This window comes from Seohaeicola sp., from assembly GCF_048006315.1.
Classification (GTDB): Bacteria; Pseudomonadota; Alphaproteobacteria; order Rhodobacterales; family Rhodobacteraceae; genus Seohaeicola.
This window is the reverse complement of sequence record NZ_CP180350.1, coordinates 602037-626228: the sequence shown is the minus strand read 5'-3', so window position 1 is coordinate 626228 and position 24192 is coordinate 602037. Positions and strand designations below refer to the sequence as shown.

22 protein-coding genes are annotated in these 24192 nt (G+C 65.1%); 17 read left to right on the top strand and 5 right to left on the bottom strand.

All coding sequences use genetic code 11. The features are described 5' to 3' along the window. Window positions 1–21 precede the first annotated feature (21 nt). On the top strand, window positions 22–969 hold the full coding sequence (rarD, locus tag ACMUJL_RS03150) for an EamA family transporter RarD (RefSeq protein ID WP_375570513.1): 948 nt from the start codon (window positions 22–24) through the stop codon (window positions 967–969). Here rarD and ACMUJL_RS03145 read toward each other — a convergent pair. Beyond that, complete coding sequence (locus tag ACMUJL_RS03145) at window positions 855–1439, bottom strand: TIGR00730 family Rossman fold protein (protein ID WP_082896368.1); 585 nt, start codon at window positions 1437–1439, stop codon at window positions 855–857. The genes rarD and ACMUJL_RS03145 overlap by 115 nt on opposite strands. A gap of 104 nt (window positions 1440–1543) precedes the next feature. Between ACMUJL_RS03145 and ACMUJL_RS03140 the strand changes: the two genes are divergently transcribed. From ACMUJL_RS03140 to ACMUJL_RS03130, 3 genes are all read left to right on the top strand, one after another. Next, entirely contained in the window at window positions 1544–3139 is a 1596-nt protein-coding gene (locus ACMUJL_RS03140) for a LysM peptidoglycan-binding domain-containing protein (RefSeq protein WP_375570516.1), read from the top strand. Between the two features lie 92 nt (window positions 3140–3231). Then, the gene (locus ACMUJL_RS03135; protein ID WP_375570518.1) at window positions 3232–4308 is read left to right on the top strand and encodes a DUF2855 family protein; all 1077 of its coding nucleotides are present in this window, start codon (window positions 3232–3234) and stop codon (window positions 4306–4308) included. A gap of 71 nt (window positions 4309–4379) precedes the next feature. Beyond that, window positions 4380–6197 (top strand): ABCB family ABC transporter ATP-binding protein/permease, encoded by a 1818-nt coding sequence (locus ACMUJL_RS03130; protein WP_068292958.1) that lies wholly within the window; start codon window positions 4380–4382, stop codon window positions 6195–6197. A gap of 99 nt (window positions 6198–6296) precedes the next feature. On the opposite strand, the gene ACMUJL_RS03125 is transcribed toward ACMUJL_RS03130, so the two are convergent. Next, the gene (locus tag ACMUJL_RS03125) at window positions 6297–9902 is read right to left on the bottom strand and encodes an efflux RND transporter permease subunit (protein WP_416914114.1); all 3606 of its coding nucleotides are present in this window, start codon (window positions 9900–9902) and stop codon (window positions 6297–6299) included. Next, window positions 9902–11002, bottom strand: coding sequence for an efflux RND transporter periplasmic adaptor subunit (locus tag ACMUJL_RS03120; protein ID WP_068292952.1), 1101 nt, complete (start codon window positions 11000–11002; stop codon window positions 9902–9904). Before ACMUJL_RS03120 ends, ACMUJL_RS03125 begins: the two co-directional genes overlap by 1 nt. Before the next feature lie 218 nt (window positions 11003–11220). On the opposite strand from ACMUJL_RS03120, the gene ACMUJL_RS03115 reads away from it, so the two are divergent. The 3 genes from ACMUJL_RS03115 to der all read left to right on the top strand — a co-directional run bounded on the left by ACMUJL_RS03115 (window position 11221) and on the right by der (window position 14848). Next, a complete protein-coding gene (locus ACMUJL_RS03115) occupies window positions 11221–11892 on the top strand; it encodes a hypothetical protein (protein ID WP_375570522.1) in 672 nt (223 codons plus the stop codon). Between the two features lie 67 nt (window positions 11893–11959). Beyond that, on the top strand, window positions 11960–13300 hold the full coding sequence (locus tag ACMUJL_RS03110; RefSeq protein WP_375570524.1) for a PQQ-like beta-propeller repeat protein: 1341 nt from the start codon (window positions 11960–11962) through the stop codon (window positions 13298–13300). A gap of 51 nt (window positions 13301–13351) precedes the next feature. Beyond that, entirely contained in the window at window positions 13352–14848 is a 1497-nt protein-coding gene (gene der, locus ACMUJL_RS03105) for a ribosome biogenesis GTPase Der (RefSeq protein ID WP_068292945.1), read from the top strand. A 10-nt stretch (window positions 14849–14858) separates the two neighbouring features. On the opposite strand, the gene ACMUJL_RS03100 is transcribed toward der, so the two are convergent. Together ACMUJL_RS03100 and serS are read right to left on the bottom strand one after the other, a co-directional pair. Then, window positions 14859–15563, bottom strand: coding sequence for a TspO/MBR family protein (locus tag ACMUJL_RS03100; protein ID WP_068292942.1), 705 nt, complete (start codon window positions 15561–15563; stop codon window positions 14859–14861). Between the two features lie 154 nt (window positions 15564–15717). Then, a complete protein-coding gene (gene serS / locus ACMUJL_RS03095) occupies window positions 15718–17010 on the bottom strand; it encodes a serine--tRNA ligase (RefSeq protein WP_068292939.1) in 1293 nt (430 codons plus the stop codon). Between the two features lie 222 nt (window positions 17011–17232). Here serS and yajC point away from each other — a divergent pair, with 222 nt between their 5' ends. The 10 genes from yajC to ACMUJL_RS03045 all read left to right on the top strand — a co-directional run bounded on the left by yajC (window position 17233) and on the right by ACMUJL_RS03045 (window position 24187). Next, entirely contained in the window at window positions 17233–17514 is a 282-nt protein-coding gene (yajC, locus tag ACMUJL_RS03090; RefSeq protein ID WP_068292936.1) for a preprotein translocase subunit YajC, read from the top strand. 112 nt (window positions 17515–17626) lie between these two features. Further along, a complete protein-coding gene (secD, locus tag ACMUJL_RS03085) occupies window positions 17627–19291 on the top strand; it encodes a protein translocase subunit SecD (protein WP_068292933.1) in 1665 nt (554 codons plus the stop codon). A 1-nt stretch (window position 19292) separates the two neighbouring features. Then, window positions 19293–20261, top strand: a complete 969-nt coding sequence (secF, locus tag ACMUJL_RS03080) for a protein translocase subunit SecF (protein ID WP_416914113.1) — start codon at window positions 19293–19295, stop codon at window positions 20259–20261. After that, window positions 20254–21006, top strand: coding sequence for a TSUP family transporter (locus tag ACMUJL_RS03075; protein ID WP_375570530.1), 753 nt, complete (start codon window positions 20254–20256; stop codon window positions 21004–21006). The genes secF and ACMUJL_RS03075 overlap by 8 nt, the downstream gene beginning before the upstream one ends. Before the next feature lie 27 nt (window positions 21007–21033). Continuing rightward, entirely contained in the window at window positions 21034–21402 is a 369-nt protein-coding gene (locus ACMUJL_RS03070; protein WP_068292924.1) for an Mth938-like domain-containing protein, read from the top strand. A 43-nt stretch (window positions 21403–21445) separates the two neighbouring features. Next, the gene (gene ccmA / locus ACMUJL_RS03065; protein ID WP_375570532.1) at window positions 21446–22063 is read left to right on the top strand and encodes a heme ABC exporter ATP-binding protein CcmA; all 618 of its coding nucleotides are present in this window, start codon (window positions 21446–21448) and stop codon (window positions 22061–22063) included. After that, complete coding sequence (gene ccmB / locus ACMUJL_RS03060) at window positions 22060–22716, top strand: heme exporter protein CcmB (RefSeq protein WP_068292918.1); 657 nt, start codon at window positions 22060–22062, stop codon at window positions 22714–22716. Before ccmA ends, ccmB begins: the two co-directional genes overlap by 4 nt. 46 nt (window positions 22717–22762) lie before the next feature. Next, window positions 22763–23494 (top strand): heme ABC transporter permease, encoded by a 732-nt coding sequence (locus ACMUJL_RS03055; protein ID WP_068292915.1) that lies wholly within the window; start codon window positions 22763–22765, stop codon window positions 23492–23494. Then, complete coding sequence (gene ccmD / locus ACMUJL_RS03050; protein WP_375570535.1) at window positions 23491–23649, top strand: heme exporter protein CcmD; 159 nt, start codon at window positions 23491–23493, stop codon at window positions 23647–23649. Before ACMUJL_RS03055 ends, ccmD begins: the two co-directional genes overlap by 4 nt. Next, window positions 23642–24187 carry a DsbE family thiol:disulfide interchange protein gene (locus tag ACMUJL_RS03045; RefSeq protein ID WP_375570537.1) on the top strand — a complete coding sequence of 182 codons (546 nt, stop codon included), beginning with the start codon at window positions 23642–23644 and terminating at the stop codon, window positions 24185–24187. The genes ccmD and ACMUJL_RS03045 overlap by 8 nt, the downstream gene beginning before the upstream one ends. The last annotated feature ends 5 nt before the right edge of the window (window positions 24188–24192 follow it).

Sequence of the window (24192 nt, the reverse complement as noted above, 5' to 3'; positions counted from 1 at the left end):
AGGGCAGGGGCATCCAGGATCATGACAGAGGCAGGCAAGGGCGTTGCGGCATTGATCGCCGCATGTACGGTCTGGGGCCTGTCGGGGCTGTTCTACAAGCTTCTGGCGCATGTGCCGCCGATCGAGATTCTTGCGCATCGCACATTGTGGTCACTGGTCTTTTTCACAGTGCTGCTGATGGTGCAGGGGCGGCTGGGGCAGCTGCGGGTTGCTCTTGGCTCGCCCCGGTCGCTGGGCATCGTGCTGTTCGCGGCGCTGATGATCTCGACCAACTGGTTCATCTTCATCCTGTCGATCCAGATCGGCCGCGCGACAGAGGCATCATTGGGCTATTACCTCTTTCCCCTCGTGGCCGTGCTGATCGGGCGCGTGGTCTTCGGGGAAAGGCTCAGCCGCATGCAGGCCATTGCGGTGGGGTTGGCGACATTGGCCGTGACGATCCTGACGCTGGGCCTGGGTGTGGCGCCTTGGATCGCCTTGATTCTATCCATCAGTTTCGGCCTCTACGGACTTGTTAAAAAACGGCTTTCCGCTGGTCCGGTCGTATCCGTCACCGCCGAGGTTCTGGTGCTGGCACCGATCGCCTGCATCGTGCTGCTGATGGCCCATCGTGATGGGGGCGCCTTCGGGGCCGACCTGACCGACAGCCTGCTTCTGATGACGTCGGGTATCCTGACGGCCGGGCCCTTGATGCTGTTTTCCTATGCCAGCAAGCGGGTGCGCATGGGGACCGTGGGGCTGATTCAATACATCAACCCGACTTTGCAATTCATTGTCGCAGTTGTCATTTTCCTGGAACCGTTCCAGGGCTGGCACGTCATTGCCTTTGCGCTGATCTGGGTGGCGCTGGCGCTTTATTCGGCGGCATCGGTCTCGTTGGAACGGGCGGCGCGCAGGGCAAGGGTCAGCGCGTCCACATCATCGACCACCGTGATGAACCCGGCCAGCGAAGGGTCGGCAAAACCCTGAGCGATGACATGCTCGATCAGGGCCATCAGGGGCGACCAGTAGCCATTCACGTTCAGCAGGAAGATCGGTTTGGCATGAAGGCCCAGTTGCCGCCATGTCAGAACCTCGAAGAACTCGTCCAGCGAACCCGCCCCGCCCGGCAGAACGACGATCGCATCCGAGTTCATGTACATGACCTTCTTGCGCTCGTGCATCGTCTCGGTCACGACAAAGCGGGTCAGGTCGGTCTTGCCGACCTCCATCTTCAGCAGGTGAACCGGGATCACGCCCAGCGTGTCCCCGCCCTCTGCCTGCGCCGCCCGCGCCACGGCCCCCATCAGCCCCACGTCGCCCGCGCCGTAGACCAGTTGCCAGCCCTCGGTGGCAAGGGTCGCACCAAGGGCGGTCGCCTGCCCCATGTAAAGCGGGTCATTCCCGCCACGTGCGCCACAATAGACGCAGACGGCAAATCCTTTCGGCGGATGCGACATGTTACTTCCCGTTTTTGTGCAAAGGTGCTTTTGACCCGTGATAACCTTGTTGCTAATCTCGCTCAACTGCCGCGCAAGGAAAACGGCGGACCGGAAGGGAACAGATGAATAATAAGTCGTGGATGTCGGGCGGCTCGGGGCGCGCCGTGGCCGGTGCTGTTGTGGCCGTCGTATTGGTGGTACTGGGTTTCGTGCTGAGCGGAAAACTCTACCCGCTCGAAGTGCCGCCGGTCGAACAGGCTGCGGTCCATGCGCCGTCGACGCCGACTGCTGCCGCTCCCCCGGCACCGGCCCAGACACCGGCACCGGCCCAGACACCGGCGCCAGCGACCGCACCCGAGGTGACAACCACGGCAGATGCCGAACCCGCCCCTGCAGATGCCGAGCCTGCGCCTGCGCAGGCAGCACCCGCGCAAGCGCCCGAGGCTGCAACGGCACCGGCGGATGCGCCCGCCGACCAGGCTGCGCCGACCGAAACGGTCGTTGCACCCGCCCCGGAACCTGCGACAACGGCCCCGGAAACAGCGGCAACGGAAACCGTGACGCCTGACGCCGCCGCGCCTGAAACAGCCGCTGCCGACGCCGCCGCGCCCGAGACGGCTGACGACACATCCCAGCCGCCTGCCGAACAGGATGCTGGCGCCTCGACGGGCGCGGATGGTGCGGCGGTGATCCTGCCTCAATTCGACACCGTGCGCCTTGCACCCGATGGTGAAGCGCTGGTGGCCGGGCGTGCCGTGCCCGGTCGCACGGTCGAGGTTCTGCTGGACGGTGTCGTGGTGGGCGATGCGATGGTCGGGGGTGACGGGGCTTTCGTGGCCTTTCTCAGCCTGCCGCCATCGGATGCGCCGCGTGTCATGACGCTTGCCGTGGGGCAGGGCGCTAACAGGCTGCTGTCGGACCAGCAGGTGATCATTGCGCCTGTTGCGGGCCTGCCGCCCGTCGCCGTGGCCGATGCCGGCACCACCGATGGGGCCGCCCCGGCCGATGCCTCTGCCTCTGCTCCGGCTGCGGCACCGACTGCGCCGCCAGCCGCTCCGGCCGCGCCTGCCTTGTTGCTGGCTGACGGAACAGGTGTGCGGGTACTGCAACCGGCCACACCGGTTGATCCTGCGGCGGGTGGTGTCGGGCTGGCCATCGACGTGATCAGCTATACGACCGAAGGGGACGTGCTGCTGCAAGGTCGCGGCCGACCCGACGCGACGATCCTGATCTACCTGGATAACGCCGCGGTCACATCCGTGCCCATCGGGTCCGACGGGATCTGGAGCACGGGCCTGCCCGGCGTGGCGCCCGGCATCTATACCCTGCGCCTGGACGAGGTGAACGCCGCAGGCCGCGTGCTGGCGCGGATCGAGACGCCCTTCAAACGCGAAGACCGTGACGAGGTCGCGGCAATCGCCAATGCCGGGAATGCTGCCTCCGTACCTGCGGACACGTCCGCCCCGACCGGGTCGTCGACGCCGACCGCCCCGTCGGACACGGCTGCGGCAGACAACGGAACAGCGCAACCCGCCGATGCGCCAGGCAGCGCTGCGGTCAAGGTGGTCACGGTGCAGCCGGGCAATACGCTTTGGGCGATCGCGCGCGAAAGCTATGGCGAGGGGCTGTTGTTCGTGCGCCTGTTCGAGGCCAACCGCGACCGTATCCGTGATCCCGACCTGATCTATCCGGGCCAGATCTTCACCATCCCGGACTAGGCTGACGCATCGTCATCGCAAGCCGGGGCTGTGCAGACGCCTCATGTCGCGCATACTGGCCGCAATGATATTGCGCGCGGGGAGGGCGGCGGATGCAGAAGCAGCGGATACTTGTCGATCAGCAGGACATCACCAAGGCGCGGGTAGCGCCCGATCCCGCCGCCATGCGGCCGCTCGAAGATGGCGAGGCGCGTTTGCAGGTCGAAAGTTTCGCACTGACCGTGAACAACGTGACCTATGCTGCCACCGGCTTTGCGCTGGAGTACTGGCGCTTCTTTCCCAGCGGGGAAGAGGGGCAGGGCATCGTGCCGGTCTGGGGCACGGCGCGCGTGATCGACAGCCGGGCCACGGGGGTCGAGCCGGGCACACGGGTCTATGGCTATCTGCCCATGGCCGAAACCATGGTGATCCGCCCGGAACAGTCGGCCCAGGGCGTGTTCGTCGACAAAAGCGCGCATCGCGACGGTCTGGCACTGGTCTACAACACCTATGTGGCGGTCAAGCCCGGCGCGGTCCGTGACGATCACCTGCGCAGCCTGCTGCAACCGCTCTTGGCTACGTCTTACCTGCTGTTCGACTGGCTGGCCGACAATGAATGGTTCGGGGCTGGGCAGATCATCGTGGGCAGCGCCTCGTCCAAGACGGGGCTGGGCCTGTGCAAGTTCCTGGCCGAACCTGCCGACCGGCCCTACCGGATCATCGGGCTGACAGGCGAGGGCAATCGCGCCTTCGTCGAAGGGCTGGGCGCCTGCGACCAGGTGCTGAGCTATGACCAGATCGACCAGCTTGCGACAATCCCCAGCGTCTACGTGGACATGGCCGGCAATGCCGAGGTCAAGGCGCGGCTGCATGGCCATCTTGCCGACAAGTTGCGCCATTCGGCTGCGGTGGGCACCAGCCACTGGGACCGTTTTGCGCCGCCGCGCAACCTGGCTGGCCCGAAACCGCAGTTCTTCTTTGCCCCCGCCCAGATCGCCAAGCGCCGCACCGAATGGGGCCCCGGCGTGATCGAGGCGCGCATCACGGCGGCGTGGAAGCGGATCGCGGCCGATGCCGGTGAATGGCTGGAGGTCGTGGAGCATCACGGGATCGCATCCGCGCCCGCGCTCTGGGCGGATCTGGCGGCAGGGCGCAGCCCTGCGCGTGAAGGCCATGTGCTGGTGGTGTGACGCGCCGGGGGCCCTCTGGCCTTCCCCGGAAAAGCGGCCTATCTGTGAGGTCCTCACGAAAGGCCTGATCCATGCGACCGACGACCCCCACTTCTGACGAGGCAAGCGCCGAACGCCGGTCCGGCTGGCGCACGATCCGGCGTGTCTCGCCCTATCTGTGGCCCGAGGATCAGCCTTGGGTAAAGCGGCGCGTCGTTCTGGCGCTGCTGGCGCTGGTGGTGGGCAAGATCATCGCCGTGGTGACGCCGATCCTTTACAAGCAGGCCGTGGATGCGCTGGCGGGGGAAGGGGTGTCGCCGCTGATGCTGGGCGCGGTGGGTCTGACCGTGGCCTATGGCATGGCGCGGCTTTTTTCGAACGGCTTTCAGCAATTGCGCGATGCGGTATTCGCCGCCGTCGGGCAACGCGCGCTCAGGGCGCTGGCGCTGGAAACCTTCACCCATATCCATCGCCTGTCGATGCGCTATCACCTGACGCGCAAGACCGGGGGCCTCAGCCGGATCATCGAACGCGGTGTGAAAGGCGTGGACTTCCTGCTGCGTTTCCTGCTGTTCTCGATCGGGCCGCTGGTTCTGGAACTGCTGATGATCGCGGGGATCCTGTTTTTCCTGTTCGACGTCTGGTACCTGGCGGTGATCGTGCTGACCATCGCGGTCTATGTCTGGTTCACCTTTGCGGTCACCGAATGGCGCGTGAAACTGCGCCGCGAGATGAATGATCAGGATACCGACGCCAACCAGAAGGCCATCGACAGCCTGCTGAATTTCGAGACCGTCAAGTATTTCGGGGCCGAAGCCCGCGAGGCGCGCCGCTATGACCGCGCGATGGAGCGCTATGAGAGCGCCGCCCTCAAGACCGCCTATTCGCTGGCTTTCCTGAACTTCGGGCAGGCTTTCCTGATCACGGCGGGCCTTGTGATCGTGATGGTCATGGCCGCCGTGGGCGTCGAGCGCGGTCATCTGACCGTCGGTGATTTCGTCATGGTCAACGCCTACATGATCCAGATCACCATGCCGCTGAACTTCCTCGGAACAGTCTATCGCGAAATCCGGCAGTCCCTGGTCGATATGGGCGAAATGTTCGATTTGTTAGAGCAGCCCGCCGAAGTTTCCGATAAAACGGGCGCAAATGTTCTGAATGTGCAAGGCGGCGAGGTCGAGTTGCGCGATGTGCACTTTGGCTATGACCCCGAACGCATGATCCTGAAAGGGGTCAGCCTGAAGGTGGCGGCGGGCGAGACCGTGGCGATCGTCGGCTCTTCGGGGTCGGGCAAGTCCACCATCGGGCGGCTGCTGTTCCGCTTTTACGACGTGAACAGTGGCGCGGTTCTGATCGACGGGCAGGACCTGCGCGACGTGACCCAGGTCAGCCTGCATGACGCGATCGGGGTGGTGCCGCAGGATACGGTGCTGTTCAATGACACGATCCGCTACAACATCGCCTATGGTCGCGACGGCGCGACCGAGGATCAGGTCGTGCAGGCCGCGCGCGATGCGCAGATCCATGACTTCATCATGCGCCTGCCCGCCGGCTATGACACCCAGGTGGGCGAGCGCGGGCTGAAACTGTCAGGCGGCGAGAAGCAGCGCGTGGGGATCGCGCGCACGCTGCTCAAGAACCCGCCCATCCTGCTGCTGGACGAGGCGACATCGGCGCTGGATACCGAAACCGAACAGGAAATCCAGGGTGCATTGGCCCGCGCGGCCGAGGGACGCACCGTGCTGACCATCGCGCATCGGCTGTCCACCGTGGCGGATGCGGATCGCATCATCGTGCTGGAGGATGGTCATATCGTCGAGGAAGGCACCCATACGGACCTGCTGTCGCGCAAGGGACGCTATTGGGGCCTGTGGCAGCGCCAGGCCAGCGAGCGCGAGGCGGCAGCGTAGATCGGGCAGATCGCGGCTGTGCCGCGATGCCTCCGGCGGGGATATTTGGGGCAAGAAGAAACGGCGCCGCAGACTGTTGCGGCGCCGTTTGCATGTGGATCACTCGGCCGCGCGCAGCGGCGGTTCGGGCGAGGTCAGCGGATCGTGGGCGGGGCGCGGCGCGAGAATGGCCGTATCCGCCTGTTCGTCTTCCCAGATGATCTCGGGCGCCTTGAGCTTGCGCGCGGCCCGGTTCAGCGCCCAGTCGCGCGCGGCCCGGCTGCCGCGACCGAGGGACAGGATCGCCAACATGCGTGAGAGCGCCATCGCATAGGTTCCCGTCCAGACCCGGAGCGCCAGAAGCGACGGGGTGAAGACCAGCGTCAGCATGGTCGCAAGGCCCAGCCCGAAGACCACGGCGGTTGCAAGCTGCTTCCACCACAGCGCAGTCGGGCTGTCGATCGTGTAGCCGCCGTTGATGAAATCCAGGCTGAGGCCGAACATCATGGGCGCAAGGCCCGCCATGGTGGTGATCGTCGTCAGCAGCACCGGGCGAATGCGGTCTTCGGCGGTGCGGATGATCGCCTCGATCCGGGGCATGTAGCGCGAGTAATCCTGGTAGGTGTCGATCAGGATGATGTTGTTGTTCACAACGATCCCGGCCAAGGCCACGATCCCCGTGCCTGTCATGATGATCGAGAAGGTCTGATCCATCACCAGCATCCCGATCAGTACGCCAGTCGTCGACAGCACCACGGCCAGCAACACGAGGACCGCGTTATAGACCGAGTTGAACTGCGCCAGCAGGATGATGAACATCAGCCCCAGCGCCCCGGCGAAGGCATTGGCCAGGAAGGCACCGGATTCGGCCTGATCTTCCTGGTCGCCCGTCCATTCCCATTGTACGCCCGCCGGAAGCGGGTCGGATTCGAGCCATGCGGTCAGCGTCGCGATCCGTTCGGTGGCCGTGATCGGCACCTCGGACACCGATCCATCCCCACCGGGCGTGGACAGGGTCATCCCGTCGGCCACACCGGCCTTGATGTCGAAATAGCGCTTGCCGTCCACGCGCTTGATCTGCGCCAGTTTCGGAACCGGCTGGCGGCTGATGAAATTGGCCAGCGGCACGAGACCGTCGCTGGTGCGCACTTTCAGCGTGTCCAGCGTCGAGAGCACGCGATCATCCTCGGGCAGGCGTACGCGGATCTCGATCTCTTCGTCCGAGGTCTCGACACGCATCGTGTCAAGCAGGATGCCGCGCGTGACCAGCTGGACCATGCCGCCCACCGTGGCCACATCCGCCCCGAAACGGCCGGCCTTTTCCACGTCGACGTCGATCTGCCAGTCGATGCCGGGCAGGGGGAGCGTGTCTTCGATCAGGGTGAGGCCTTCGGTTTCCTCGAACTTCGCGCGGGCCATGCGGGTCGCCTCTTGCAGGGCCTCCCAGTCATCGCCTTTCAGGCGGAGATGAATCGGCTTGGCCGAAGCCGGGCCGCGGGCCTGGGCGATGACCTCGACCTGCAGGCCGGGAATGGCCGCGATGTCGCGGGTCAGTTCCTCGATCACCAGGTCGCCGTCCAGATCGGGCCGGTCGCGCCGATCCTCCCAGGGGATGGTTTCCAGCTGGATCTGACCGATCGTGTCGAGCGGGGGCTGCGCGCCGCCCGTATTGGCATTCAGGCCGCCATCGCCTGCAAAGGCGAAGGCGTTGTCGACGCCCGGATGGGCCAGCACGATCGCCTCGGCGGCACGCACCAGCGCGTCCTTTTCGGCCAGCGACAGGTTGCCCCTTGCGCGCACGTAGACGATGGCCTGTTCGGGTTCGGAATCCACGAAGAATTCCACGCCCCTGCTGTTCTGCTGGAAGACCGAGAAGACGGTGACGACGAAAATGCCGACAGCGGCGATCGTGACCAGCGGCATCACGGGGTTGGCCGCGATGAAGCGGATGAAATGCCCGAAAATCGTGCGCCGGTGACCGGCCACGATGGGGCGGGGCTTGCGTTCGATCCGGGCGGCGCCCAGCGTGATGGTCGCGGCAAAGCAGCCCAGTGTGAAGAGGACCATGCCCGGCAGCGCGGAAACGATGCCGCTGCCCATGGGCTGGCCGCCGAACAGGTAGCCGGGGTTGATCAGCTGCATCGCGCCCAGGAACACCAGGTAAAGCGCGGGCGGCACAAGGGCCGCGCGCCCCCACCAGGGCAGGCTGCGGCGCAGCGCGTCGGACGTGCGGCCGAAAGTGCGGCTCATCCGGCCGGTCACGCCGCCCATCACGGGCAGGTAGATCAAGGCCACGATCAGGCTGGCGGAGAGCACGAAGATCAGGGTGATCGGCAGCATGCCCATGAATTCACCCGGAACACCGGGCCAGAACAGCATCGGCAGGAAAGCGCAGAGGGTCGTCGCGGTGGAGCTGATGATCGGCCAGAACATGCGCTTGGCCGCCTCGACATAGGCCGACATGGGCCCCGATCCTTCCTGGATGCGCTTGTCGGCATATTCGACCACGACGATGGCGCCATCCACCAGCATGCCCACCGCGAGGATCAGGCCGAACATCACGATGTTCGAGATGGTCACCCCCATCATCGCCAGCAGAACAAAGCACAGAAGGAAGGATGTGGGGATCGCAAAGCCCACCAGCAGCGCCGCGCGCGGCCCGAGGCTGGCCAGCACCACGATCATCACCAGCGCGATGGCCGTCAGCACCGAGCCTTCCAGCTGGCTGACCATCGAGCCCACGACGCGGCTTTGATCGTTCGAGGTGCCAAGATGAACGGCGGCGCGCATGTCGTCTGGCCAGGTGGCCTGCGCCGCAGCCACGACGCGCCGCACTTCTGAGGCCGTGTCGATCAGGTTGAACCCCTTGCGCTTCACGACCTGCAGCGCGACTGTCGGCTCTCCGTTGAAGCGCGCGGTGCCCAGCCTGTCCTCGAAGGTCATGCGGATCTCGGCCAGGTCCCCGAGGGTCACGACACGGGTGCCGTTGGTCTTGACCGGCAGGTTGTAGATGTCGCGCGGCCCGTCGAAGGACGAGGGGATCTTGACGCTGAACGTGCCTTGGGCGGTTTCCACCTCGCCGGCGGCGATCAGCATGTTGTTGTTCTGCACGACGTTGATCAGCTCGCCTGCCGTGACATTGTAGGATTCGAGGCGCAGCGGGTCGATGACCACCTCGACCATTTCCTCGCGGTTGCCGGCGATCCCGGCTTCCATCACGGCATCCAGCGCCTCGATCTCGTCCTGAAGGTCGCGGGCGATGCGCGCCATGGTGCGTTCGGGCACGTTGCCGGTCAGGTTGACGATGATGATCGGGAATTCGGAAAAGTTGATCTCGTTGATCGAATATTTCTCGAAACCGGCGGGGAACAGGCTTTCGGCATTGCTCATGGCCTCGCGGACATCGGCCATGATCTTGGTCTTGTCCCAGCCGAATTCGAATTCCAGCGCGACGCCTGCGTAATTCTCGGCCGCGGTCGAGGTCATCTTCTTCAGGCCGTCAAGATCCGACAGCTCGGTCTCCATCGGCTTGACCAGCAGCGCCTCGCTGTCTTCGGCGGAAATGCCGGGGAAGGGGACCGAGACGAAGAGCGCCGGGATCTCGATGTCCGGCTCGCCTTCCTTGGGAAGGCTGACATAGGCAAACCCGCCCACGGCCAGCGAGAGCAGGATGAAGGCCATCACCATGCGGGCGCGCGCGGCTGCCCAATCGACCATGCCGACCATTATTGCGCCTCGCGATATGTTGGGATGACGGGCACGCCATCGGCCACGTATTCCTGACCGGTCACGATGATGTTGGCCTGTTCGGGCAGGCCTTCGATCCAGACGCCCTGGACCGTATCGCGCAGCAGACGGACGGGGGCGAAGCGCGCGGTGTTGTCGGCATCGACCAGCCGTACGCCAAGGGCGCCGTCGTCATTCAGTGTCAGCGCCGATTGCGGCACCAGATGCGCCTGCGCGCCGGGGGCCGCGATGGCGATCTGGGCGGTCTGTCCGTCGCGGATGGCCATGTCGGGGTTCGCCACTTCGATATCCACGCGGAAGGTGCGTGTCATCGGATCGGCCGAGCGGGACAGGAATGAGACGATGCCCTGCACCTCCTGGCCGGTGGCCAGACGTGCCCCGGCCATGACGCCGGTCTCGATCCGCTCCACCTCGGTTTCGGGGGCGAACCCGACGATACGGATCGGATCAAGCTGGATCACCGTGGCGCAAAGTCCGCCCGGTTGCAGCAGGCTGCCCAGCTCGGCGCTGTCGCTTTCCAGGATGCCGTCGAAAGGCGCGGTGATCGTCAGGCGTTCGATTTCCTTGGCAGCGGCGGCCACGGCGGCTTCGGCGCTGCGCAGGTTCGCCTCGGTCGTGGCGACGCGGGTCGAAGAGGCGAAACCGTCCTGCGACAGCCGGTCGGCGGCGGCAAAGTTGATCTGTGCGTCGGTCAGGCGCGCCTCGGCCTCGGCCAGCATCGCCTCACGCGTGCCGATATCGATCTGGCAGATCACCTGGCCCGCCGTGACGGAGGCGCCGCGCCGCAGCGGATCCGACACCACACGCCCCGAGGTTTCCGCCCGCAGTTCGACATCGCGCATGGCCTGCGTTTCGCCGCGCAGGATCACGGCATCTTCGATCCGGCGCGCGGTCGAGGCCAGTGCGACGACACGCACCGTGCCAGCCGCGGGCGCGCCCGCATCCGCATCGCCCTGCGCTTCGGTGGACGCACCGGGCGGTTCATTGCCGGCGACGGCCAGCAACGCATCACGATGCATCACAAGAGTGTAGAGGAAAGCAGTCACGAGGACGGCGACAATAACCGAGACGATGCGCATCAAGTGTCCTTCTGGTGCAGCGGTAAGCCGGGTGCGGCCCGGGATCGCGCATGCATGGTTGACCTACATGCTTCTACGCTGAACTGATCGGTTCAGATTAAACTTTTCTGCGGTGCCGCGCAAGGACCCGCTCAAGTGCCCGGCTTGCCCGGGGTCCCGGCCCCTTGGCAGGGACAAGGCTTCACGTTAAGAGGGGGCGAACGGCAGGAGGGCAGCGCGTGAGCCAGAGCGAAAGTTTCATCGAGGAAGTCACCGAAGAGGTCCGTCGCGACCGCATGTTCGGCCTGATGCGGCGCTATGGCTGGATTGCGGTTCTGCTGGTCCTGTTGCTGGTCGGCAGTGCCGCATGGATCGAATGGCGCAAGGCCCAGGCCCAGGCCGCGGCCCAGGCGATGGGCGATGCGATGATCGCGGCGCTTGAGGCCGATGAAAGCGCCGCGCGCGTCGATGCGCTGGCCGCGATCGATGCACCGGGCACGGGCGCGCGGGTCGTGCGCGATTTCATGACCGCCGCCGAGATGATCGAGACGGGCAACACTGATGGCGCCCGCAGCCTTCTGGCTGCGATTGCGGCAGACGGGACCGTTGATGCCGCCTATCGGCAGATTGCCGGTTTCAAGGCGTTGCTGCTGCAGGCCGATACCCTCGGCCTGGCCGAGCGGCGGCTGGGCTTCGAAGGTCTGGCCCAGACCAGCGCGATGCTGCGCCTGCCGGCCGAGGAACAGCTGGCCCTGATCGAGATCGAGGAAGGCCAGATCGATGCCGCCGTCGCGCGGCTTCAGCGGCTGCAGGCCGATGCCGAGGTGACAGCGGGCTTGCGTCAACGCGCGTCTCAGTTGATTGTAGCCCTTGGCGGCACGCTGGACGGCACCGGCGCCACCGGAAACTGACAAGGGGCCGTGCCCTCGCGCCCCATGGAGGGCCTGCGACGGGTGCGGCATGGAAGGCGAGGCGAGCGTGAAGGCAGGATCGTTGCACAACAAGGGATGGATCGCAGGGCTGGCCGGGCTTGTCCTGCTGTCGGCCTGCACGGAACCGCAGACATTTCTGCCCGGCCCGCGCGAAGACTTGCGCGCCCCGCTGGGGGCTGACGCAGCGGCAGCAGTGGGCGAGGTCGCTGAAAACCGCAGCCTGCCCATCACCTTGCCGGCCCAGACCAGCAATGCAGACTGGACCAACCGTCCCAACGCGCCGCGCTACCGGACCGACAACGCGGCGCTGTCCGCGCGCCCGCAACTTGTCTGGTCCGCCAATATCGGTGCGGGCGATGGCAAGCGTCAGCGGATCACGGCCGATCCTGTCGTGGCGCAGGGGCGCGTCTTCACCCTCGATGCAGGTGCCACGGTCACCGCGACCGCGACGACGGGCGGCGCCCTGTGGTCACGCGACCTCACGCCTTCGGGCGATCGGTCCGATCAGGCCAGCGGCGGTGGAATCGCCCTGTCCGACGGTGTTCTTTATGTCTCGACCAGTTTCGGTCTGCTCAGCGCGCTGGACGCCGCCACGGGCGAGGTCCGCTGGCAGCAGAAACTCGAGGCGACGGGATCGGGCACGCCCGCGGTGCAGGGCGATCTGGTCTATCTTGTGTCCGGCGGCGATACCGCCTGGGCGATCGAGACCGCGACAGGGAGCGTGCGCTGGCAGACCTCGACCGCGACCGATCAATCCAACGTGCTTGGCGGGGCCGCCCCCGTGGTCAGTGACCAGTTGGCGATCTTCGCCTTCGGCAACGGCGAGGTGCAGGCCACCTTCCGTCAGGGCGGCCTGCGGGTCTGGAACTCCATCGTATCGGGGCAGCGCCGCTTCAGCGCGCTGGCACGCGTGGCCGATATCACCGGCGATCCGGTGCTGGCGGGCGATACGCTCTATGTGGGCACCCATTCGGGCCGCATCGTGGCGCTGGACATCGCCAATGGCGACCGTCGCTGGACCGCGCAGGACGGGGCCATCAGCCCGGTCTGGGTTGCAGGTGGATCGGTCTTCGCGGTCAGTGACCGGAACGAGCTGCTGCGTCTGGATGCGCGTGACGGCAGCCGGATCTGGGGTGTCAAACTGCCGAATTTCACCGAAACCCGGCCGCGCCGCCAGGTCGAGGTGGTGGCCCACTATGGCCCGGTCCTTGCCGGGGGGCAGCTTGTCGTCGCATCGAATGACGGGCAGCTGCGCTTCTTCGATCCGGTCTCGGGGGCACAGACCCATGCCGCGCAGGTGCCCGGCGGGGCCACGTCCTCGCCCGTGGTGGCGCAAGGTACGCTGTTTGTCGTCGGCGCGCGGGGACAATTGCACGCTTTCCGTTAAGCGCGCGATAGTGTATCGCAGCCGCTTGACCGGATCCGGAGCCGCAGAACCATGAGTTTCACCCTGGCCATCGTTGGCCGACCCAATGTGGGAAAATCCACTCTTTTCAATCGCCTGGTTGGAAAACGTCTGGCGCTGGTCGATGATCAGCCCGGGGTTACGCGGGATCTGCGTGAAGGTGCTGCACGTCTGGGGGATCTGCGATTCACCGTGATCGACACGGCCGGCCTTGAAGAGGCGACCGACGAATCCCTTCAAGGCCGCATGCGCAAGCTGACCGAGCGCGCCGTGGACATGGCCGATATCTGCCTGTTCATGATCGATGCCCGCGTCGGCGTCACCCCGACCGATGAAGTCTTTGCCGAAATCCTGCGCAAACGGGCAAAACACGTGATCCTGGCTGCCAACAAGGGCGAGGGGCGCGCGGCTGACGCCGGTGTCATCGAAGCCTATGGTCTGGGTCTGGGCGAGCCGATCCGCCTGTCCGCCGAACATGGCGAGGGGCTGAACGATCTTTATGCGCATCTGATGCCGCTGGCCGATGCCTTCGAGGAACAGGCCAAGGCCGATCAGGACGATACGCCCGAAACCGACGTGACGCTCGAGGATGAGGACGCGGACGGCGACAGCATCGCACCGATCCGCTGGCCCACCCCGGAAAAACCGATGCAGATCGCCGTCGTGGGACGTCCGAACGCGGGCAAATCCACGCTGATCAACAAGATCCTCGGTGATGATCGCCTGCTGACGGGGCCCGAAGCCGGGATCACACGTGACGCGATTTCCCTGACCATAGACTGGGAAGGCTTGCCGATCCGCATCTGGGACACAGCCGGCATGCGCAAGCGCGCCAAGGTTCAGGACAAGCTGGAAAAGCTGTCGGTGTCCGACGGGCTGCGCGCGGTCAAGTTCGCCGAGGTGGTGATCGTGCTGCTGGACGCGGCCATCCCCTTCGAACAGCAGGACCTGCGGATCGCCGATCTGGCCGAACGCGAGGGGCGCGCGGTGGTCGTCGCTGTCAACAAATGGGACATCGAGGATGACAAGCAGGGCAAGATCAACGCCCTGCGCGAAGCCTTCGAGCGGCTGTTGCCGCAGCTGCGCGGCGCGCCGCTGGTCACCGTCTCGGCCAAGACCGGCAAGGGGCTGGACCGCCTGCGGGCCGCCGTGGAAAAGGCCTATGAGACATGGAACCGTCGTGTCACCACGGCACAGCTGAACCGTTGGCTGGCGGGCATGATGGAGGCGCATCCGCCCCCCGCACCTGGTGGCAAGCGGATCAAGCTGCGTTACATGACCCAGGCCAAGACACGTCCGCCGGGATTTGTCGTGATGTGTTCCAGCCCGGAAAACATGCCCGACAGCTATTCCCGCTATCTTGTCAACGGATTGCGGACCGATTTCGACATGCCGGGGACACCGATCCGCCTGTACATGCGCGGGCAGGGCGACAAGAACCCCTACAAGGGCCGGCGTGAACGCAACGCGGGTGCTTTGACCAAGCATCTGGGCAAGGCGCCGACCCCCGCAAAAAAGGGGCGGCGCTGATCCGTGCCGGTCAGGCGCGCAGGTTCACCGCTGCGCGCCAGCCCAGAAGGCCGATCCCTAGGCCTACAAGGGACAGAACGCCCCAGTTCGGACCGTCAAGGTTCGACATGGCCACGCCCACAAGCGCCCAGATGACCGCTGCCGGATAGGCTGGCGTATCGGGGCGCATGGCCTGTATGGCCAGCGCGATCACAAGTGCCAGCGTGATCCCCGCATAGGCCGCCATCTGTGCCGAAAGGATGCCATGGCCCGCCAGCATCAGGCCGATCGCGACGCAGGATGCCGCCGTCAGCCAGCCTGCATAAAGGGCGATGGGCGCGCGCAGCCATGCGTGATCCGCCTTGCCCGCCCTCAAAAGCGCGATCACGGCGCTGATCAGCATCGCCCAGATCAATATCGTCGCCCAGAGCGGCGACAATTGTGCGACCGGAATCCAGCCGGCACCGATCAGCAGGCTGACCGTCAGGGCAGGGCGCATCGGTTCCCAGTCAGGATCGGTGGCCCGGTCCCAGACACCATAGGCCGCAGCGGCCACCAGCCAGAGATAGATCACTCCCCAGATGGCAAAGGCATAGCCTGCGGGCTGCACCGGCGGGTCGATCTGCGGCACCGGGAACTGGTCGGGGGCGAAACCGTTGAAGCCCGAAGACAGCAGCGGCGATAGCGCGAAGGCCAGCGCCGTGATCAGGACAAGCAATGAAGTCTTGCGGTACATCTGCGGAATTCGCCTTTCACATGAGGGCCGTAAGGCAGATATAGCCATCCGCCATCAAAAGCCAAAGGCCCGTTTGCCTCGACTGGCCCGGACTGGCCCCGTTGCTGGCCGACTTGCGCCGTTGTCGTCGCGTTGCGCGCGCGGCGGCTGGTCCTCAGACCAGCGCGCCCGTGGCGTCGATCCGGGTCTTGCCGCCGGTATAGGCATGCAGCGCCTGCGGCAGATCCACCGACCCATCGGCCTGTTGCCCGTTTTCAAGCACCGCGATCAGGCAGCGCCCGACAGCCAGCCCCGATCCGTTCAGCGTATGAACATACTCGGGCTTGCCGCCACCGGCGGGACGGTAACGCGCATTCATGCGGCGGGCCTGGAAATCGCCGCAGACCGATACGCTGGAAATCTCGCGGTAGGTGTTCTGACCGGGCAGCCAGACCTCGATGTCATGGGTCTTCTGCGCGCCAAAGCCCATGTCGCCGGTGCACAGGACAACCGTCCGGTAGGGCAGGCCCAGTTTTTGCAGGATCGCCTCGGCGCAGCCGGTCATCCGCTCATGCTCTGCCAGGCTGTCCTCGGGGCGGGTGATGCTGACCATCTCGACCTTTTCGAACTGGTGCTGGCGCAACATCCCCGAGGTGTCCTTGCCCGCCGAACCCGCCTCGGAGCGGAAGCACAGCGTATGGGCGGTCATGCGGATCGGCAGCGCCGCATCTTCCAGCACGTCGCCCGCCACGGTGTTGGTCAGCGTCACCTCGGAGGTCGGTATCATCCACCAGCCATTGGTGGTGCGATAGCTGTCTTCGGCGAATTTCGGCAACTGGTTGGTGCCGTACATCGCCTCGTCCTTCACGAGGACCGGGGTGATCATCTCGGTCAGGCCATGCTCGGTCGTGTGCACATCCAGCATGAACTGCGCCAGCGCCCGGTGCAGTCGCGCGACAGAACCGCGCAGCACGACGAAGCGCGACCCGCTGAGCTTCGCCGCCGTTTCGAAATCCATGCCCGGCTTGACGGCGGGAATGTCGAAATGCTCCAGCGGCTTGAAGTCCAGCGCACGCGGGCTGCCCCAGCGGCGCAGCTCGACATTGTCGTTCTCATCTGCGCCTTGCGGCACTTCTGCAAGCGGGCTGTTGGGCAGCGTCAGCAGCAGGTCGGTCAGCTTCTGGTCAAGCTCGCGCGCCTCGGCCTGCATGGCGGCGACTTCGGCCTTCTTGTCGGCCACAAGCGCGCGCAGGCGTTCGAATTCGGCCTCGTTGCCGCTGGCCTTGGCGGCGCCCACGTCCTTGGAGGCGCGGTTCTGGTCGGCCTGTGCCGTCTCGGCCGCGGTGATGCGGGCGCGCCTTGCCTCGTCCAGGGCCAGCACCTCTGCCGACATCGGTGCCGCGCCGCGCCGGGAAAGGGCGGCATCGAAAGCGGCGGGGTTTTCGCGGATGGCGCGGATGTCGTGCATGGCTTGCTCCGGTCTGGTTCTGGGCGTCTTTCCCATATGCCGCAACTGCCGGCGCGATTGAAGGGGCGATTTGGCCTGCAGCGCCGACCGGACCGTTTCCACCTCGTTCCGTGTCGCTTTGGCCGTTTCCTGCCTTGCAAAAGGGGGCGTCGGCACATAGGTTCCCTGCCAATTCCAAGGGGGCCAGCCGGCCCCCTGACGCTTCATGACAAGGACAGACCGATGGAAGCCTTTGCCCAGTTTATCCCGCTTATCCTGATCTTCGCGATCATGTATCTGTTGCTGATCCGCCCCCAGCAGAAAAAGCTGAAAGAGCATCAGGCGATGGTGGCCGCCCTGCGTCGCGGCGATCAGATCATCACCCAGGGCGGGCTGATCGGCAAGGTGTCCAAGGTCAAGGACGACAACGAGATCGAGGTTGAACTGGCCGAGAACGTCAAGGTGCGCGTGGTCAAGTCCACCGTGGCGCAGGTCATCTCGAAGACCGAGCCCGCTGCAAGCTGACAACGGCCGGCCCACGGGGGCATGATCCCTTGGGCCGAAACTTTTTCGACCGCTCCGGTTTCGACAGGCCCGATGCCATCGGACGGCGCAAATTCGGTACAAGGCAGGTGACATGCTTCAGATTGATCTCTGGAAACGGCTTCTGATCTGGACGGTAGTGGCACTTGGCCTGGCGCTGGCCTTGCCCAACGGGTTCTATTCGCGGGTCGAAGGCGCCAACGATGCGCGCGCCGCCCTTGAATTGGGCAGCACCGATTCAGCGCTGGAGGTGCAGGCAGGGCAATGGCCCTCTTTCCTGCCTTCGGCGCTGGTGAACCTGGGTCTTGATTTGCGCGGCGGCGCGCATCTGCTGGCCGAAGTGCAGGTGGCCGATGTCTATGAGGCACGGTTGCAGGGCATGTGGCCCGATGTGCGTGACCTGCTGCGCGAAGAGCGCGATACGGTGGGCACCATCCGCCTGCAGCCGTCCGCATCCGATGAATTGCGCGTCCGCCTGAACGAGCGGCCCGAGCAGGCCACGCGGGCGGCGGAACTGGTGCGCGGCCTAGCCCGGCCCGTCGTCAGCCTGACCGGGGCAGGGGCCAGCGACATCGATGTGACCGTTGATGGTGCCGACATCGTGGTGCGTCTGTCCGAGGCCGAACGGCAGGCGACGGATGACCGTACCGTCCAGCAATCGCTTGAGATCATTCGTCGCCGGATCGACGAGGTCGGCACGCGCGAGCCCACGATCCAGCGTCAGGGCGCGGATCGCATCCTGATCCAGGTGCCCGGCGTGGGATCGGCGGCCGAGTTGAAAGAGATCATCGGCACCACGGCGCAGCTGACCTTCCAGCCCGTCGTCACCCGTACCACGAATGCCAACATGCCTGCGGGCGCGGGCAATGAACTCTTGCCGTCAATCGACGAGGCGGGAACCTTCTATGTTCTGGAACAGGCGCCCGTGGTGACCGGCGAAGAGCTGGTCGATGCGCAGCCCGCCTTCGACCAGAATGGCCGCCCTGCCGTGAACTTCCGCTTCAACCCCACGGGCGCGCGGAAATTCGGCAATTACACGGCCGAGAACATCGGCAATCCCTTCGCCATCGTGCTGGACAACGAGGTGATCAGCGCCCCCGTCATCCAGAGCCACATCCCCGGCGGATCGGGCATCATCACCGGCAATTTCAGTGTCGAGGAAAGCACCCAGCTGGCGGTGCTGCTGCGCGCGGGCGCGCTGCCTGCGGGGCTGTCATTCCTTGAGGAACGCACCATCGGGCCGGAACTGGGCGCGGACAGCATCGAGGCGGGCAAGATCGCCTGTATCGTGGCGGGTATCGCCGTGCTGGTCTTCATGGTGCTCAGCTACGGGCTGTTCGGTGTCTTCGCCAATATCGCGCTGATCATCAACGTGGCGCTGATCTTCGGGCTGTTGTCGCTGATCGGGGCCACGCTGACCCTGCCGGGTATCGCGGGGATCGTGCTGACCATCGGCATGGCGGTGGATGCGAACGTGCTGGTATTCGAGCGTATCCGCGAAGAGTTGAAGACCGCCAAGGGTCCCGCGCGCGCCATAGACCTTGGTTATGAAAAGGCACTGAGCGCGATCGTGGACGCCAATATCACCACCTTCATGACCGCCCTGATTCTCTATGTCATGGGGTCCGGCCCGGTGCGCGGCTTCGCGATCACCCTCGGCCTGGGCATCCTGACCTCGGTCTTCACGGCCATTTTCGTCACGCGGTTGATCATCGTGATCTGGTTCGAACGCCGCCGCCCCAAGACAATCGAGGTTTGAGATGCGCCTGAGACTTGTTCCCGAGACAACCAACTTCGATTTCTTCGGCAAGCCGACCCTCTGGCTGGGCATTTCGGGCTTCATGATGGTGCTGGCGATGGTGTCCTTCTTCGTGCAGGGCCTCAACTACGGGATCGATTTCAGGGGCGGGACCACGATCCGCACCGAAAGCGCGCAGCCCATCGACATCGCGGTGTATCGCACCGCGGTGGACACGCTGGCCCTTGGCGATGTGTCCATCACCGAGATTTTCGATCCCAGCTTCGGCCCTGATGAAAACGTCGCCATGGTGCGCATCCAGGCCCAGGACGATCAGGAGGCCGTGTCGCCCGAACTGATCGCCGCGGTCGAGGGCGCATTGCAGCAGGCGGTCCCCGATATCCGTTTCGTGTCGGTCGAATTGGTCGGCCCCAAGGTGTCGGGCGAGTTGATCATGACGGCCGCCATCGCCGTGGTTCTGGCGATCGCGGCGGTGCTGGTCTACATCTGGTTGCGGTTTGAGTGGCAATTCGCGGTCGGCGCCGTCGTGGCGCTGGTGCATGACGTGGTGCTGACGATCGGTGTCTTCTCGGAATTGCAGATCAGGTTTGACCTTGCGATCATTGCGGCCCTTCTGACCATCGTGGGCTATTCGCTGAACGATACGGTCGTGGTCTTCGACCGGGTGCGGGAAAACCTGCGCAAATACAAGCAAAAGCCCCTGCGCGAGGTGCTGAACCTGTCGATCAACGAAACCCTCAGCCGCACGATGATGACCTCTCTGACCACGCTGATCGCGTTGATCGCCCTGTTTGTCCTTGGTGGCGACGTGATCCGCGGCTTTGTCTTTGCGATGATCTGGGGGATCGTGGTCGGCACCTATTCGTCGATCTTCGTGGCCTCGGTCGTGCTGTTGAAGATGGGCGTCAAGCGCGACTGGTCCAAGCCGGATGGCAATGCGGGCACGCAGTTCTCGAACATAGATGCCTGACGCCCTTGGCGCGGCCCTTGCCTTTGACGGGCTGGGGTGGCTGATCGCGGGAACCGTGCTGGCCGGCTTCGTGCGCGGATTTTCAGGGTTCGGCACCGCTCTGGTCTTCATGCCGGTCGCGGGTCAGCTGATGTCGCCGATCTGGGCGCTGACGGTCCTTGTGGTGATGGACCTTTTCGGGCCGATCCCGAACCTGCCGCGCGCCCGCCGCGACGGCAACCCGCGCGAGGTGGCCCTTCTGTGCGTGGCGATGATCCTCGCGCTGCCGCTCGGGCTGATGGTTCTGACATCGATCCGGCCGGAACTCTTTCGCTATGCCGTGTCGACCCTGGCGCTGCTGGTCCCGGTGCTTCTGCTAGCGGGCTTGCGCTATCGCGGGCCGTTGTCGGCGCCGATCCTTCTGGGCACAGGCGGCCTCAGCGGATTTCTGGGCGGCGTCGTGGGTGTGCCGGGGCCACCGGTCATCCTGCTTTATCTTGCCTCGACGCGCCTTGCCGCACAGGTGCGGGCGAACATCCTGATCTACCTGTTCATCTTCGATATCGTGCTGATCGCCGTGCTGGCGCTGCAGGACAGGCTTGAGGCGGTGCCGGTCATCCTTGGGCTTCTGCTTGCCTTGCCGGTGATGCTGGCCAATATGGCGGGTGCGGCGATCTTTCGCCCGGAACGGGAACGGCTCTATCGTGCGGCGGCCTATGTGGTCATCGCTGCCGCAGCCATCAGCGGGCTGCCGCTCTGGGATTGAACGACCACAGAAGACGGAGGCAAGACCATGCGCGTGACCGAGGTGAATTTCGACGGGGCAATGCCCATCGACGGCTATGGGCCGGGGTTCTTCCGCGTTGGCAAACAGATCATCGAGGGGCCTGTTCTGGTGACGGTGACGCGCGCCAGCCAATGGGGCGGGGTCGGGGATGTCGAGCCATTGACCGCCCTGGCCGGCCAGGTCGATGTGATCTTTCTTGGCATGGGGGCCGAGATCGCCCATGCGCCCGTTGCCCTGCGCGACCGGCTTGAGGCGCTGGGGATGGGGGTCGAGGTGATGAATTCGCCCGCCGCCTGCCGCACCTACAACGTCCTGGTGTCCGAAGGCCGCCGCGTGGCGGCGGCACTTCTGCCCGTGGGCGAGGTGCTGCGGTGATCTGCGCCTTTCGGAATATGTGAGAATGGGTTAGACGCGGCGCATGGAGTTGAACGTCACAGGTCTGAGCGTTGCGCGCGGCGGTATTCCGGTCCTCGAAGGGCTGGACTTCACCCTGCGTTCCGGCGAGGCGCTGATCCTGCGTGGTCCCAATGGCGTGGGCAAGACCACTGTGCTGCGCACCATCGCCGGGCTTCAGCCGCCCCTTGCGGGCCATGTCGGTCTGGAACGCGAGGCGATGGCCTATGCAGGCCATGCGGACGGGATCAAGTCGACCCTGACGGTGCGCGAGAACCTGACCTTCTGGGCCGATATCTTCGGCACATCGGGCGTGGCAAATGCGCTTGAGGCCTTCGATCTGGCGGCTTTGGCCGACCGCATGGCAGGGGCGCTGTCGGCAGGGCAAAAGCGACGGCTTGGGCTGGCGCGCATGGTGGTGACGGGACGGCCCGTCTGGGTGCTGGACGAACCCACCGTATCCCTTGATGCAAGCGCCGTAGGCCTTTTCGCACAGGCCGTGCGGACCCATCTGGCGGGCGGCGGCATGGCCTTGATGGCCACGCATATCGATCTGGGGCTGGAGGAGGCGCGCGTGCTGGATGTGGCACTTTACCGTGCCAAGGCCCCCGCCCATGACGATTTCGACGGGTCTTTCCTGTGAGGGCGCTGCTGATCCGCGATATCCGGCTTGCGGTGCGCGCAGGGGGCGGCTTTGGCCTTGGGCTGGCTTTCTTCCTGATCGTCGTGGTGCTGGTACCCTTCGGGGTCGGGCCGGACAGCGGGCTTCTGGCACGGATCGCGCCGGGTATCCTTTGGCTGGGGGCGCTGTTGTCCTGCCTCTTGTCGCTGGACCGGATTTTTGCGCTGGATTGGGAGGATGGCTCGCTGGATCTGCTGGCCACGGCCCCCTTGCCGATGGAGGCGCTTGTCAGCGTCAAGGCCTTGGCCCATTGGCTGGCGACGGGGGTGCCGCTGGTGCTGGCCTCGCCGCTTTTCGCGCTGCTGCTGAGCCTGCCGCCCGAGGGCTATCTGCCCCTGCTGGTGTCACTGGCGCTGGGGACCCCGGCGCTCAGCGTGATCGGCACATTCGGGGCGGCGCTGACGGTGGGGCTGAAACGGGGCGGGCTGCTGTTGAGCCTGCTGGTTCTGCCACTATATGTGCCCACGCTGATCTTCGGGGCAGAGGTGGCGCGGCGCGGGGCGGAAGGGCTGGAAACGGCCGTGCCGCTGGCGATGCTGGCAGGGATCACCTTCGGGGCGATAGCCCTGCTACCCTTTGCCTCGGCAGCGGTTCTGCGGGTAAACCTGCGTTGACGGGGATGTGACTTGCGCCCGAGGGGCGATGGAATAGGAACGGGATATGGCGTCGATCTGGGAATATGCGAACCCAAAGAAGTTCATTCAGACAACGGACAGGCTTCTGCCCTGGCTGTCCGTGCTGTCCGCGATCACGCTTGTGATCGGGCTGATCTGGGGCTTTTTCTTCACGCCTGACGACTTCCGCCAAGGCTCGACGGTCAAGATCATCTACCTGCATGTGCCCGCGGCGCTGATGGCGATCAATGCCTGGCTGATGATGTTGGTGGCCTCGTTGATCTGGATCGTCCGGCGGCACCATGTCTCGGCGCTGGCCGCGCGCGCGGCGGCACCGGTGGGCGCGGTAATGACTGTGATTGCCCTTGCGACCGGCGCGATCTGGGGGCAGCCGATGTGGGGCACCTGGTGGGCCTGGGATCCACGCCTGACATCGTTCCTGATCCTGTTCCTGTTCTACCTGGGCTACATGGCGCTTTGGGCCGCGATCGAGAATGACGACACCGCCGCCGATCTGACATCGGTGCTTTGCCTTGTCGGATCGGTCTTTGCACTGCTGAGCCGCTATGCCGTGAATTTCTGGAACCAGGGCCTGCATCAGGGCGCATCGCTGAGCCTGGACAAGGAAAAGAACGTGGCCGACGTGTTCTATCACCCGCTGCTGTTCTGCATTGCGGGCTTTGTGCTGCTGTTCATCGCGCTGGTGTTCCTGCGCACGCAAACCGAAATTCGTGCCCGCCGGATGCGGGCCCTTCTGGCACGGGAGAGACTGGGATGATGCCCGATCTTGGAAAATACGCCGACGCGGTACTGTCATCCTATGCCGTGTCCATCGTTCTGATCCTGGCCCTCGTGGCCTTCAGCGTGATGCGGGCGCGCAAGGTGCGTGCGCAACTGGATGAGGTGGAACGCAGGAGCCGCAGACATGGCTAAAATCTCGCCTCTGATGCTGGCCCCGCCGCTGATCTTCGCGGGCCTTGCCGCGATGTTCTGGTTCGGGATGCAGCGCGACGATCCCGATCAGCTGCCCTCGGCGCTGGAAGGGCGGCAAGCCCCCGCAATAGCGGTGGACCAGCTTGGCCCTGACGCGCCTTTCGGGGATGCCGACCTGCGCGCAGGCGAGGTGACGCTGGTGAATTTCTGGGCCAGCTGGTGCGCGCCCTGCCGGGTGGAGCATCCCAACCTCGAGGCGCTGGCGAAATCCGGGCTGACGATCTACGGGGTCAACTACAAGGACCAGCCCGATAACGCGATGGGCTTTCTTGACGAGCTGGGCAACCCCTATGCGGCGATGGGGGCGGATACCTCGGGGCGCATGGGATTGAACTGGGGGCTTTACGGCGTCCCGGAAACCTATGTGATCGACGGGCAGGGCAATATCTTGCTGCGTCATGCCGGGCCGATCACCCAGCGCATCATCGATGCGACGATCCTTCCCGCCATTGAAAAGGCGCGCGGCGCAGGATCCTGACAGAT

Bases quoted from the DNA above. Each gene is read 5' to 3' on its own strand.
- rarD (WP_375570513.1), top strand. From the start codon at position 22: ATGACAGAGGCAGGCAAGGGCGTTGCGGCATTGATCGCCGCATGTACG.
- ACMUJL_RS03145 (WP_082896368.1), bottom strand. From the start codon at position 1,439: ATGTCGCATCCGCCGAAAGGATTTGCCGTCTGCGTCTATTGTGGCGCA.
- ACMUJL_RS03140 (WP_375570516.1), top strand. From the start codon at position 1,544: ATGAATAATAAGTCGTGGATGTCGGGCGGCTCGGGGCGCGCCGTGGCC.
- ACMUJL_RS03135 (WP_375570518.1), top strand. From the start codon at position 3,232: ATGCAGAAGCAGCGGATACTTGTCGATCAGCAGGACATCACCAAGGCG.
- ACMUJL_RS03130 (WP_068292958.1), top strand. From the start codon at position 4,380: ATGCGACCGACGACCCCCACTTCTGACGAGGCAAGCGCCGAACGCCGG.
- ACMUJL_RS03125 (WP_416914114.1), bottom strand. From the start codon at position 9,902: ATGGTCGGCATGGTCGATTGGGCAGCCGCGCGCGCCCGCATGGTGATG.
- ACMUJL_RS03120 (WP_068292952.1), bottom strand. From the start codon at position 11,002: ATGCGCATCGTCTCGGTTATTGTCGCCGTCCTCGTGACTGCTTTCCTC.
- der (WP_068292945.1), top strand. From the start codon at position 13,352: ATGAGTTTCACCCTGGCCATCGTTGGCCGACCCAATGTGGGAAAATCC.
- ACMUJL_RS03100 (WP_068292942.1), bottom strand. From the start codon at position 15,563: ATGTACCGCAAGACTTCATTGCTTGTCCTGATCACGGCGCTGGCCTTC.
- serS (WP_068292939.1), bottom strand. From the start codon at position 17,010: ATGCACGACATCCGCGCCATCCGCGAAAACCCCGCCGCTTTCGATGCC.
- yajC (WP_068292936.1), top strand. From the start codon at position 17,233: ATGGAAGCCTTTGCCCAGTTTATCCCGCTTATCCTGATCTTCGCGATC.
- secD (WP_068292933.1), top strand. From the start codon at position 17,627: ATGCTTCAGATTGATCTCTGGAAACGGCTTCTGATCTGGACGGTAGTG.
- secF (WP_416914113.1), top strand. From the start codon at position 19,293: ATGCGCCTGAGACTTGTTCCCGAGACAACCAACTTCGATTTCTTCGGC.
- ACMUJL_RS03075 (WP_375570530.1), top strand. From the start codon at position 20,254: ATGCCTGACGCCCTTGGCGCGGCCCTTGCCTTTGACGGGCTGGGGTGG.
- ACMUJL_RS03070 (WP_068292924.1), top strand. From the start codon at position 21,034: ATGCGCGTGACCGAGGTGAATTTCGACGGGGCAATGCCCATCGACGGC.
- ccmA (WP_375570532.1), top strand. From the start codon at position 21,446: ATGGAGTTGAACGTCACAGGTCTGAGCGTTGCGCGCGGCGGTATTCCG.
- ACMUJL_RS03055 (WP_068292915.1), top strand. From the start codon at position 22,763: ATGGCGTCGATCTGGGAATATGCGAACCCAAAGAAGTTCATTCAGACA.
- ccmD (WP_375570535.1), top strand. From the start codon at position 23,491: ATGATGCCCGATCTTGGAAAATACGCCGACGCGGTACTGTCATCCTAT.
- ACMUJL_RS03045 (WP_375570537.1), top strand. From the start codon at position 23,642: ATGGCTAAAATCTCGCCTCTGATGCTGGCCCCGCCGCTGATCTTCGCG.